Genomic DNA, 13,109 nt, shown 5'->3' on the forward strand with positions numbered 1-13,109 from the left:
AGATATCAGGAACAATTGCCAATGCAGATTAGCATTAAGCGGCTATTTTGCAAGCACCCTGGGTTACATCAGCATACGGCGGACATTTAAAAAGCGCCTCTGATACCCGCGACGATGGCGCGCCCGGGTAACGGGGCGACATCTTTCAAGAAGGAAGTATGAACGCGCATGTCGCTATCGAGCAAATTCCGGCCTTGCAGAAAAAGCGTATAGTTGACCGACTTGGTTAGCTTCATGTGATATCCCATTTCGGCGTTCATCAGGGTATAACCCGGAGTTTCGCTTTCCAATACGGCGACGCGATCCTGTTGAGTGACACGGGTGAGGTTGAAGTTGGCTTGCCAGGCATTTTTCTTGAAATCCAGATCAAAGCCGAAGCGTTGCGGTGTTATGCGCGGAATGTTACCGTTATTTTTTAATCTGCCATAAACCATATCGGTGAATAACCGCAAATTCAACGTATCCGGTATTACTGCAACGATGGCTTCCGCTTCCAGACCATAGAATTTCGCCCGGGTTTGAGTGTAATCCTGGACCAGATAAGCGCCGTGATTATCCAGCATGCCCTCATCGTTGATTCTATCCGCTAGCCCATCGCCATTGCTGTCACGGCTTTGCTGAAAAATATAATCGTTGACATGGTTATAGAACAAATTCACTTTGCCCGTAATCAGGCCGTTGGTTTTTTGCAGCGCAATATCGAAATTATTGGAGGTTTCTTTGCGCAGGTTTTGCGCGCCTTGCTCAAAAGTGTTAGTGGCCACATGGATGCCGTCGGCATACAGCGCGACGGTATTCGGTGCGCGTTGCCCGCGCGTGGCCGTCAGATTGAGTTGATAACCCTCCCTGAATTGCCAAGCGCTTCCTGCGGAAATGCTGTACAAATTAAAGTCGCGCGATTGCAGCGATGCTGCTTGCGGGTTATGCATGGTATGTTCAAAGCGTCCGCCGGCTTCAAACTGCCAGCGTTGCCAATTACGTTTTTCCAGCATAAACGCGCTGGCCGATTGCGACAGGCTGGATGGCACGAAAGCTTCCTCGCCTTTTGCGGAAAAATTGCGGTTTTGTAATTGAATGCCCATGACACCCTGCCATTGGGCGATCGGCTTGTGGGCTAATTCGGCGCGTCCTTCCAGTTCGTTATTACTGAAACGGCTGCCAACCGCGCCGCTTTGTTCGAGCTCTTTGTGCTGATAGTCGTTGTAATTGAAGCGCATTTTCAGTTGCCGGAATCCCTTCAGCGGATTATCCAGATCACCCGCCAGACCGTAGCGGGTCTGACCCATATCGATTTTCGCGCCTTCCGGGCCGGGAATGCCGTAAAAATTTTCCAATCTTGAGACCGACATCCCCACAAAACCACGTTCGCCGACGTACGAGCTGCCTACCGATAAATTGCTGGAATCGATCGCGCTGTTTCTGATCAAGCCGGTGCCGCTGTCCGGATCATTGGGATTCGCCAGCCCGGGGATATGGACATCGCTGGTTTTTCTTTTCACTCCTTCAAGATTCCAGGACATCCTGCCCAAGCTGCCGGACGCCATGAGAGCGCCATTGCGTTCTTCCAGCGCGGAATTGAAGCGTCCTTCAAAGTTCGCTTGCGGTGTTTTGAATAAGCGGTCGGGTATGCGGTCGTTGATCACGTTCACCACACCACCGGAAATACCGCTGCCATACATCAATGTCGATGGCCCGCGAAGTATCTCGATGCGCGATGCATTTAAGGTTTCGGTCGCGACGGCGTGATCCGGGCTGATGGTTGAAATATCGCCGGTGCCGATACCATTTTCCAGTACCTGTACCCGCGGCCCATCCTGACCGCGAATAATCGGGCGGCCAGCGCCAGGACCGAAACTGCTGGAACTGACGCCCAGTTCATGCGATAACGTATCGCCCAGATTGGTTTCCCTTTTCCGGCGCAGACGATCGCCTGACACAACCGTGTCCGGTTTGAATCCGGCCGATTCGGCCGAACTTGAAACAGGCGCAGTAATCATCACACCGGGCAGCTCGACGTTTTTGCCGGTGCTTTGCCCGTAACTATGCAGCGGGTGCAGCAAAAATATAAACAGCGCGACGGTTGTCGGTTTCAATGACAAGCTTTTGCGCAACCATCGAGCGTTATTTGATTCATGATCAGAATAATCCATACAGCTTTCCTAACCCGGACGGGCATTTGTCGTGCAACTGTGTTGCAACAATGGAACTGATCAATCACAGGCAAGCAATGCACATCAAAGCAACCGGTCGATTGCTGATGATTAAGTCAAACCTGGATTTACAACCTCAAGAATCAGAGCAGCTGAAAGGGCGGTGCGCGCGAGCAATAAGGAAATGTGGTGCGATTGGCATGACGCCCCATGGCCCATAATGGCATCCGGCGGTGATTTGACGGGTTGCGCAGAAGCAAACCCGAAGCGATCAGAATGAAGTTTAATGCAGTGAGCGCGACGCAATCGAAGCAGATTTCGTCAAGATCAACACTGGTATCAGCTTCGCCTCCGGTGGCATCAAGCACATCGGTTTGTGCATAATGCGTGAAAGCATGTGCCAGCAAGAAGACCGGCACAGCCAATAAAGCCAGTGTCAAAAACAGAAATAAGCTTTTGCGTAGCATGGTCAGCAACAGTTGGCGCACAGGCCTTTGACTGTCAATTCAATTTCCTGCAATCGGTAACCGGCCGGTAGCGGCCAGTTTCGTTCTACCGGCAATTTATCCAGGCAAATCACTTGCGCGCAGCATGTGCATTTGAAGTGCGCATGTTGATGCGATTGCACGTCACGGTTGGCGTGATAGCGCCAGGCCCGGTCGTCGCTGGTGACTTTATGAATTAAATTTTTTTCGGCCAGCCACTCCAGCGCACGGTATAAAGTCACCCGGTCCAGTTGCTGTTCTTGCGGCAGGCGTTGTTCGATTTCCCGGTGCGTGATGGCCTGCTGTTCGGCCAGTAAGATCGCCAGAATTCCAATTCTGCCCGCGGTTGCCCGTCCGCCGTTGTGCCGGATCATGTCTTCTGCGGTATGATGAAGCTGATTAAGCATACTCAAATAAATGCAACAATGTTGTGATTATTGTAACGAAATGACTTTCATTGCACAACACGTTGTATTTTTAATCCTGAATTACTTGGCGTTATTGGGAGGAATGTCGATCGTTCATTCCGGTGATGTCTTACCAATGTTGGAGAGTTGATATGAAAAAATGGGGATGGATGCTTCTGATTGTTGCCATGATGTCCGCCGGTATGTTGCGGGCGGATGGAGATCATCATGCCGGTGCATTCGATGAGAAAAATCTGGGGAAAGTGACCTTCCCGGTTTCCTGCACGCCTGCCGCGCAAATACAATTCAATCAAGCCGTCGCGATGTTGCATTCCTTCTGGTACGACGAGGCCGGAAAGACATTCCGCCAAGTGACCGTTACCGATCCGGCTTGCACAATGGGGTATTGGGGCGTAGCGATGAGTCTTTATTATCAGTTATGGGCGACATCGCCGACCGCGGTAGAACTGCAAACGGGACGCGAAGCGTTGCGGCAGGCAAAAAAGCTGGCAATCAAAACAGAGCGTGAGAAAGCCTACCTTGAGGCTGTGAGTTTCTTGTATCCCGAAGATGAGAAAGTGGATCTTGCTGCCAGAAAGCTGATGTACCAGAAAGCGATGGAGCAAGTCCTGAAACACAATCTTGACGACCGGGAAGCCGCAGTGTTTTATGCTTTGGCGCTGATTTCCACGGCATCGCCCAAGGACAAGACTTTCGCCAATCAGAAGAAAGCATTACATCTATTGCAGCAAGTGCTGGAACATGAGCCGGAACACCCCGGCGTGGCGCATTACATCATTCATAGCAGCGATTACCCCGAGTTGGCCGGACTTGGATTGAGCGCAGCGCGCGCTTATACGCATATTGCACCGGCAGTTCCGCACGCGTTGCATATGCCTTCGCATATTTTTATCCGGCTCGGGCTATGGCATGACGCGGCGGAATCGAATCTGGCCGCCTATCATGCGGCAAAAGACCACGCGCGGAAAAATGCATTGCCCGGCACTTGGGATCAGCAGTTCCACTTCATGGATTATATGATGTACGCTTATCTGCAAAGCGGTGAGACGGAGAAAGCCAGGGAGATTCTGCGCGAGCTTCAAGGCATTAACAAAGCGCAGCCGGAAAATACCACCGTGGCATACGCCTACGCCGCCATCCCGGCACGCTATGCGGTTGAACGCGGCGAGTGGAATGAAGCAGCAAAACTCGAGGTACTGCCAGCGGATTTCCCGTGGCGGCAATTCGCCTGGTGCGAAGCCATCACGCACTTTGCTCGCGGTCTGGGTGCCGCGCGCAGCGGGAAAATGGACATTGCCCATCACAGCTTGCGGCAGCTGAAGGTTTTGCGCAATGCCGAGCAGGCGGACAATAAAGACTACACCTCCGGTCAAATCGACATCCAACGCTTGGCGGTAGCAGCCTGGATTGCGTATGCGGAAGGTGATGCGGAAGAAGCGGTGAAACTCATGCGTGCGTCGGCAGACTTGGAAGATTCGACCGAGAAAGACAATGTCACGCCCGGCGCAATCATTCCCGCTAGAGAGTTGCTCGGTGAATTACTGCTGGAATTGAAGCAACCCGGCGATGCCCTGAAGGAATTGGAAGCGTCCTTACAACGCACGCCTAACCGGCGCAATGGACTTTACCGCGCGGCACAGGCGGCCAGACTGGCCGGCGATCAATCCAAGGCAGATCGTTACGAACAACAGTATCAGCCTTGACCGTATCCAACCAGCCGCACAAATAGATAAGTAATTTTTTGGGAATTGATGGGTAAAACCTGAAAATTGTTTATAATAAAAGACATGAAAGCACATCACTGCAAATGGCTGCTGGTTTTTTTTATGCTGTGGCTCCCGCTGCAAGGCGCCGCAGCGGCTATTTTGTCAGTCTGTGCGCAGGAAAAAAGCTTCACCGCTGCGCATGACAAATCAGCGATCGCCATCGACAATCACCATCATGATGGCTGCCACAAACAGACGGAAGAGAGTACCAGCGAGCATGCCGGGCATGTATTAGCCAGCTTGCCGTGCGACGATACTTCTTGCGATGCGTATAGTCATACGCCGATGCTTCCGGGTACTGTCGCATCCATACCGATTACCGATACTTCTACTATCGCTTCATTCGATTCCGGTTTTGTCTCATTTGTACCGGAACACCCGCAACGCCCTCCGGTAGTTATCTCCCTTTAGCACTTTTTGCCTGAGTGTCAGGTAAAAAGTGCAATTTCTTGCATGAGCTGTGTGCCTGCGCGTATGCCGCGCAAGCCATGAGATATCGCTAATTATCATCAATGTCTGCCCATCACCGGCGGAACCGGTGAGATTACCTGCCAGGAGGACAAGTATGTTCGTATTATTCAATCTTAACACTCGTCAGCAACAGCAAAACACCTTCAGGAGGCTGCGATGAACCGCACCGGTTTGATCGTGATGGCGCTGCTTGCTGCCACCATTGCAACCGCAACGCAGGGGCAGGAATCGGAACCGGTAGCCGGTAAAGCTGGAACAACCATGCTGAGCCGCGCTGTTCCTGCAGAAGCGCTTACAACAGCCAATACTCGCCATGCGGCGTTGCTTCCCGGCTTGATTGCAGAAGCATTGGAGCACAATCCCGAGATTCAGGCCGCCTATCAAGAGCGCGAAGCTGCCCGGCAACGCATCGCACCGGCGGAAGCGCTGGACGATCCGATGCTCGAGGCGGGCGTGATCAATGCGCCTTTGGCGTCGTCACCGTTTAACCGCGAAGATATGACGATGAAAATGATCGGTCTTTCACAGCGCTTGCCGTTTCCCGGTAAACGCGGTTTGCGCAAGGAAGTCGCCAGCAAGGACGCGGAAGCCATTGAGCAGGGCTACCATGAAACGGTTAACCGCGTCGTGCATGATCTGAAAACCGCCTACTTTGATCTTGGGCTTACGCTGGAAATGATCAAGCTGGTTGAGAAAAACAAGCAAACACTGGAACACTTTCTGCGCATGGCCGAAGCGCGCTATCAAGTGGGAGAAAGCAGTCAGGCCGATGTGCTGAAAGCGCAAACGCAAGTATCGAGAATGCTGGACAGGTTGTTGGGACTCGAGCGCGAACAACCGGTATTCGAAGCCGAACTTATCCGTGCACTGGGGCGTAGCACGCGCGGCGAGATTCCGGCACCGGTGTTGTTGCAAATTCACGAAACGCCTTTGCGGCTGGAAGCGCTGCAACAAGAAGCTTGGACGCAACGTCCGCAATTGCTGGCGCTGCAAAGTCTGATTGCACGCAATGAGAAATCCGCCGATCTGGCACGCAAGGCGTACTACCCGGATTTCGATGTGCGCGTATCGTACGGTCAGCGCGATAACACGCTGGGCAGTATGCGGCGTGACGACATGGTCAGTATGACCGTGGCGGTCAACTTGCCGGTATGGCGTGGCAACAAAATCGAGCCGCGTATTATGGAATCGCAAGCCATGCGCGACCAGGCAATCAGTTTGTATCAGGCGCAGCGTAATGACATTGCGGCAAAACTGCGCCAGCAGATTGCCATGGCCGAACAAAGCCTGAAATCGGCCAAACTCTATCAGACCGCGATTTTGCTGCAGGCAAAGCTAACTGTTGAATCCGCGCTGGCAGCCTACCAAGTAAACCGGGTTGATTTTCTGACCTTGCTGGATAACCAGATGACGGTATTCGACTATGAAACCAATCTCATTACCGCGATCGCGAATTACAACAAAGCGCTGGCAGAAATCGATTTTCTGATTGGCAAGAAGCAACACTAACGAATACCGATAATGGAGCTTTCAATGCAATCTATTGCTCAGAAAATCAGCGCTGCAATTGTGCTGACCGCCACATTGGCGGCAGGTTACTGGTTGGGGAAAACACAATCATCACCAGACGCCGGAATTGCCGCACCGCAAGCTGCGAATGGGGAACGAAAGGTGCTTTATTACCGCAACCCGATGGGGCTGCCAGACACTTCGCCGGTGCCGAAGAAAGATCCGATGGGCATGGATTATTTGCCGGTTTATGAAAATGAAGGCAAAGAACCGCTCGCGCAACAAAATGTTGTGACCATCAGTACGGAAAAAGTGCAGAAACTGGGTGTGCGTACGGAAGCCGCAGAGATGCGCGAACTGATCCGCACCGTGCGGGCGGTTGCGACGATCCAGACCGATGAGCGCAAGCAATACACCTTCGTGACCAAATTCGAAGGCTGGATACACCGGCTGTATGTCAATACCACCGGGCAAGCGGTCAAGAAAGGCGAGGCCTTGATGGATGTCTACAGTCCTGAACTGATTACCGCGCAGCAGGAATATCTGATCGCGATCAGAGGGCTGCAGTCCGTCGAGAATGGCGATGCAGCCGTGCGTGCCGCGATGCAGCGGCTCGCCGATGGCGCATTGCAGAAGCTGCGTAATTGGAATATTGCCGAAGCCGAGCTACGGCGGCTGCAACAAACCGGTGAAGTGCAGCAGTACATGACGCTGCGTTCACCAGCCGATGGCGTGGTGATGGAAAAGCAAGCGGTCATGGGACAACGCTTTATGCCGGGAGAAGTGCTGTACCAATTCGCCGATTTGTCGAACGTGTGGATATTGGCGGATGTGTTTGAACAGGACTTGGGCATGATTCATACCGGCCAATGGGTGACGGTCCGGGTGGATGCTTATCCCGACAAGATTTTCAACGGTGAAGTGGCGTTCATCTATCCGGCGGTCACACCGGAAACGCGCACCGCGAGTGTGCGCATTGTGTTGCCGAATCCCGATCGTTTACTGAAACCCGCCATGTATGCGCGGGTCGAGTTCGCGTCGTTTCACAGCAGGCACAAAGTGCTGACCGTAGCGGATTCCGCTGTGCTGGATACGGGCACCCGGCGGATGGTATTGGTTGATTTGGGTTCGGGCCGGTTTGAGCCGCGCACGGTCAAGCTCGGTATGCATGCCGATGGTTATGCCGAGGTGCTGGGCGGGCTTCGGGCCGGTGAAAATGTGGTCGTCAAGGCGAATTTCCTGATCGATGCGGAGAGCAACTTCAAAAGCGCGCTCGATAGTTTCGGCCACAATACCTATTATCCGGTAGACAAGCAGGAAGTTGAATCGAGCTCGGCTGTTCTGTCACCTTCTCAAGTGCAATACCGCGGTGAAGGACGCATCGATGCGATTGATTTCGCGCATGCGACGATGACACTTGCGCACGGCCCGATAGAAAGCCTGAAGTGGCCTGCGATGACGATGGATTTCCGCATCCGGGAAGCGGTATTGCTGCAATCGTTCAAGCCCGGTCAGAAGGTTATCTTTGAGATCGCCGAAGAACCGGACGGCGAGTTTGTCATTGTACGTATCCAGCCTGCGGATACCTTTCACGATCACTAAGGGAACACCATGATGCTAAAAAAAGTCATTGAATGGTCGATCCGCAATGTTTTCCTGGTGTTGCTGAGTACCGTGTTTATCGCCGGCTGGGGACTCTACGCGTTATGGAAAATGCCGGTCGATGCGATTCCCGATCTGTCCGACGTGCAGGTCATCATCTACACGGAATATCCAGGCCAAGCGCCGCAGGTCGTCGAAGATCAGGTTACCTATCCGCTCACCACGGCAATGCTGGCCGTGCCGCGCGCAAAAGTGGTGCGCGGCCTGTCGGCATTCGGGGTTTCTTTCATCTATGTCATTTTTGAAGACGGCACTGATATTTACTGGGCGCGATCGCGCGTGCTGGAATATCTGAATTTCGCCGCCAACCAGTTACCCCGGGATGTACGCCCTGCGCTTGGTCCGGATGCCACCGGCGTCGGCTGGATTTATCAGTATGTTGTGACGGCCAAGGATCGCACTCTGGATGAATTGCGTGCTGTTCAAGACTGGTTCCTGCGCTATCAATTAACCACCGTGTCCGGCGTTTCCGAAGTCGCCAGCGTAGGCGGGTTCGTCAAAACCTATCAAATCACGGTCGACCCGCGCCGCCTGCAAGCGTATGACATTCCATTGAAACGCATTACCGAGGTGATTGCCGCCAGTAATCGCGACGTGGGCGGGCGAGTCATCGAATTGGCGGAAACCGAATACATGGTGCGTGGCCGCGGCTACCTGCACAGCATCAGCGATCTGGAGAATCTGGTGGTCAGGGCGCATATCGGCAAGCCCGTGCTGCTGCGCGATATCGCCAGGGTGGAACTGGTTCCCGGTGAGCGCCGCGGCATCACCGAACTGAACGGTGAAGGTGAAGCGGTTTCCGGCATTGCGGTGGCGCGTTACGGCGAGAATGCGCTGGATGTGATTCACGATCTCGAAGCAAAAATCGACCAGATCAAATCCGGTCTGCCGCAGGGTGTTTCGGTGGAATCGGTGTATAACCGTTCCGAACTGATTCACCGTGCCATCGCGACGCTGCGAGAAGTGTTTATCGAGCAGATTGCGATTGTGGCCTTGGTTTGTGCGGTATTTCTGATGCATGCGCGCAGCGCGCTGGTGGCGATCATCATGCTGCCGGTTGGCGTGCTGATTGCGTTTATTGCCATGGCGCAGCTGGGCATCAATTCCAATATCATGAGCCTGGCCGGGATTGCGCTGGCGATTGCGGAAATGACCGATGCCGCTATCGTCATGGTGGAAAATGCGCATAAGCATTTGGCGCGCGCCGGGCCGGGCGAATCGCGCACGCAAGCGGTTATCACCGCGTGCCAGGAAGTCGGCCCGTCGTTATTCTTCAGCTTGTTGATCATTACCGTATCATTCCTGCCGGTATTCGCACTGGAAGCGCAGGAAGGCCGCATGTTCCAGCCGCTCGCGTACACCAAAACCTTTGCCATGGCCGGTGCGGCTATGTTGTCCATCACCCTGGTTCCTGTGCTAATTCTGCTGTTGATTCGCGGGCGGATTCCACGCGAAGAAGATAATCCGCTCGGCCGCTGGATGATTCGCGGGTACCAGCCGGTTGTGGCCGGGGTGATGCGCTGGAAAAAATCCATACTGGTGATCGCATTGGGTGTGTTGGCTGCTACGGTGTATCCGGCGATGCGGCTGGGCACCGAATTCATGCCAACGTTGAACGAAGGCACTTTGCTGTACATGCCTGTTACCTTGCCGGGCATTTCCGTGACCAAAGCAGCGGAAACGATGCAAACACAAAACAAGATCATCATGAATTTTCCGGAAGTCGCCTCGGTGTTCGGCAAAGCCGGGCGCGCCGATACCGCCACCGACCCGGCGCCGCTGGAGATGACCGAGACCATCATTAACCTGAAACCGGAAAGCGCATGGCGGCCTGGCATGACCATCGACAAATTGATCGCCGAGCTGGATCAGGCGCTGCAAATTCCCGGTGTCGCGAACGCCTGGACCATGCCGATCAAGAATCGCATCGACATGCTGGCCACCGGCATCCGCACCCCGGTCGGCGTTAAAGTATTTGGCAACAATCTGAAAGAAATCGAGGCTATTGCGAAGCAAATCGAAGCCGTGGTGAAAACCGTGCCCGGCACCGCCAGCGCTTATGCGGAACGGATTACCGGCGGCTATTATCTGGACATCGAACCGGACCGGATGGCGCTGGCGCGTTACGGCCTGACGGTCGGCGACTTGCTCGACGTCGTCTCCGTCGCCATGGGCAGCGAAGTCATTACCACCACGGTGGAAGGCCGCGAGCGTTTCGATGTCGCAATCCGCTATCCGCGCGAACTGCGCAGCGACCCGCAAGCCATCGCCACGCAAGTACTGGTACCGGCCATGGGCGGTACGATGATTCCATTGGGGCAATTGGCGCAAGTCAAGCTAGTGCAAGGACCGCCCAGCATCCGCACCGAAAATGCGCTGCTGTCCGCCTATATCTTCGTCGACATCCGCGACCGCGATATCGGCGGCTATATTGCCGATGCGCAACAAGCCGTGCGCGAGCAAGTGCAATTTCCGCCGGGTTACTACGCGGCGTGGAGCGGTCAGTTTGAATACATGCAGCGCGCCACCGAGAAACTAAAAATTGTCATCCCGCTGACCATTTTGATGGTGTTCTTGCTGGTGTATTTGAATTTTGGCCGCCTGACCGAAACGCTGATCGTCATGCTGTCGATACCGTTTTCATTGGTCGGCGGCATCTGGCTGATGTACTGGCTGGACTACAACCTGAGCATAGCCGCCGTGGTCGGTTTCATCGGCCTGATCGGCATCGCCGCCGAATCCGGCATGGTGATGCTGGCCTTCATCGACCAATCGCTGACCACGATCACCCGGCAACGCAAAGCGATGGCCGAGCAGGTGGCGCTAACGGATTTGTACGACGCCGTGATCCAAGGCGCGGTGTACCGCATCCGCCCGGTTATGATGACCATCGCCGGCAGCGTGGTCGGCCTGCTGCCGGTCATGCTCAGCACCGGCACCGGCTCCGAAGTCATGCGCCGCATCGCCGCCCCGATGGTCGGCGGCATGGTTTCGGCGGCGATCCTGACACTGATTATTTTTCCGGCGGTGTATGCGGTGGTGAAGGGGATGTCGTTGCAACGAGCATAAAAGGAGAAAAAGCATGAGGCTTGCAACCAGTTAAAGGTTTTTGCTTGAGGAAGTTTGATCTGCATCAGTATATGGTGTCTTGGCGTATACGACGATAGCAACACGATCCACAAATAAATGATTTCTTATTGGAAAAATACGTGTTTTGCTTATTGATTGTGTAATCAAACCGGACTACGTTGATAACGTAATCCAATTTTGCTTGGATTTCTTGATTTTCTGCAATCTGAAATACCTTAACACCACGGAAGTAATCACATGGGGACGATAATCATGAACGCTCAACGCGCAAAACTTAAAAGGGTTGCGATCTTTCTCACAGGAATTCTCACTGCATCAATTTCTGCGATGGTGCATGCTGATTGGTCAATAAAAGGATTGGGTACCTTGGGTGGAGCATACAGTGAAGCTTTTGGCATCAACGATTCCGGGCAGGTCGTTGGCTGGGCTAACACTGCAAGTGGTTCCAGACATGCATTTATTACAGGCCCTAGTGGTGCAGGCATGACTGATTTGGGCACCTTGGGTGGAAGCAGTAGCTGGGCTTTCGGCATCAACGATTCCGGACAAGTGGTGGGAAGTTCTTACCTAGGCAACATTTTCAATCAGCACGCTTTTATCACGGGGCCTAATGGTAATGGTATGACTGACTTGGGCACGTTGGGTGGAATATCCAGTGGGGCTAGTGGCATCAATGATTCCGGGCAAGTGGTGGGAGGTTCTTACACTGCAAGTTGGAATAGCCATGCATTTATCACGGGCCCTAATGGTTTAGGAATGACTGACTTAGGCACCTTGGGTGGAGGCAGTAGCTGGGCTTTGGGCATCAACAATTCCGGACAAGTGGTGGGAAGTTCTTACCTAGCTGGCAATTTCACTCAGGACGCTTTTATCACGGGACCTAATGGCATAGGTATGACTGACTTGGGCACCCTGGGTGGACACAACAGTATGGGCGTCATCGACGGTGCCGCTTCTGGCATCAACGATTCCGGGCAAGTAGTCGGAGGTGCTTTCACTGCAAGTGGGAATTTCGATGCATTTATCACGGGTCCTAACGGAATAGGTATGACAGACTTGGGTACCTTGGGCGGAGACTATAGTTATGCCTCTGGCATCAACGATTCCGGAGAAGTTGTGGGAGCAGCTGCAACTGCTGCTGGGGAAGATCATGCTTTTATCTTTAGTCACGGCGAAATGACTGATCTTTCGTCATTGGCTCCAGTCGTTGCAGCCGGGTGGACTGATATTTCTGCTTTGAGCATTAACAACAACGGACAGATCGTCGGGTTTGGTCATCACCATGGTAATCATGAAGCATTTTTACTGTCGTTTACTACCGCAGTACCGGAGCCAGAAACTTACCTGATGTTGTTGGCTGGGCTAGGTTTAATTGGGTATCTGGCGCGGCGTAGAAAGGAAATGGTCATTTAATTCAGGCTTAATTTAATCTGGAATGGGAACATTGACGCTCATTTTTTGAGTGCTTTCCGTTGTGCAATTGTCTGAAAGACAGCTCGGTGTGCGATTTACATCATTCTGTGTAGTGCGCTGACCACAACATTCCCG

9 protein-coding genes are annotated in these 13,109 nt (G+C 53.4%); 6 read left to right on the plus strand and 3 right to left on the minus strand.

Annotation, left to right across the window (positions count from 1 at the left end; all coding sequences use genetic code 11):
* Window positions 1–86: 86 nt before the first annotated feature.
* The 3 genes from ABD07_RS11555 to ABD07_RS11565 form a co-directional block, all read right to left on the minus strand.
* On the minus strand, window positions 87–2,150 hold the full coding sequence (locus ABD07_RS11555; RefSeq protein ID WP_160818391.1) for a TonB-dependent receptor: 2,064 nt from the start codon (window positions 2,148–2,150) through the stop codon (window positions 87–89).
* Window positions 2,151–2,293: 143 nt separating this feature from the next.
* Window positions 2,294–2,638 carry a hypothetical protein gene (locus tag ABD07_RS11560; RefSeq protein ID WP_338040590.1) on the minus strand — a complete coding sequence of 115 codons (345 nt, stop codon included), beginning with the start codon at window positions 2,636–2,638 and terminating at the stop codon, window positions 2,294–2,296.
* Complete coding sequence (locus ABD07_RS11565) at window positions 2,620–3,042, minus strand: Fur family transcriptional regulator (RefSeq protein WP_160818392.1); 423 nt, start codon at window positions 3,040–3,042, stop codon at window positions 2,620–2,622. The genes ABD07_RS11560 and ABD07_RS11565 overlap by 19 nt, the downstream gene beginning before the upstream one ends.
* Window positions 3,043–3,194: 152 nt before the next feature.
* On the opposite strand from ABD07_RS11565, the gene ABD07_RS11570 reads away from it, so the two are divergent.
* The 6 genes from ABD07_RS11570 (at window position 3,195) to ABD07_RS11595 (ending at window position 12,974) form a co-directional block, all read left to right on the plus strand.
* Window positions 3,195–4,766: a PgaA family protein gene (locus ABD07_RS11570; RefSeq protein ID WP_160818393.1), complete on the plus strand. Its 1,572-nt coding sequence runs from the start codon at window positions 3,195–3,197 to the stop codon at window positions 4,764–4,766.
* Window positions 4,767–4,889: 123 nt separating this feature from the next.
* A complete protein-coding gene (locus ABD07_RS11575) occupies window positions 4,890–5,240 on the plus strand; it encodes a hypothetical protein (protein WP_160818394.1) in 351 nt (116 codons plus the stop codon).
* Window positions 5,241–5,456: 216 nt separating this feature from the next.
* Window positions 5,457–6,809 carry a TolC family protein gene (locus tag ABD07_RS11580; protein WP_160818395.1) on the plus strand — a complete coding sequence of 451 codons (1,353 nt, stop codon included), beginning with the start codon at window positions 5,457–5,459 and terminating at the stop codon, window positions 6,807–6,809.
* Between the two features lie 24 nt (window positions 6,810–6,833).
* Window positions 6,834–8,411, plus strand: a complete 1,578-nt coding sequence (locus ABD07_RS11585; RefSeq protein ID WP_160818396.1) for an efflux RND transporter periplasmic adaptor subunit — start codon at window positions 6,834–6,836, stop codon at window positions 8,409–8,411.
* A 12-nt stretch (window positions 8,412–8,423) separates the two neighbouring features.
* Window positions 8,424–11,540, plus strand: coding sequence for an efflux RND transporter permease subunit (locus ABD07_RS11590; RefSeq protein WP_160818430.1), 3,117 nt, complete (start codon window positions 8,424–8,426; stop codon window positions 11,538–11,540).
* A 258-nt stretch (window positions 11,541–11,798) separates the two neighbouring features.
* Window positions 11,799–12,974: a PEP-CTERM sorting domain-containing protein gene (locus ABD07_RS11595; protein ID WP_193566056.1), complete on the plus strand. Its 1,176-nt coding sequence runs from the start codon at window positions 11,799–11,801 to the stop codon at window positions 12,972–12,974.
* The last annotated feature ends 135 nt before the right edge of the window (window positions 12,975–13,109 follow it).

It is taken from the genome of Nitrosomonas oligotropha, assembly GCF_009833085.1.
Taxonomy (GTDB): Bacteria; Pseudomonadota; Gammaproteobacteria; order Burkholderiales; family Nitrosomonadaceae; genus Nitrosomonas; species Nitrosomonas oligotropha.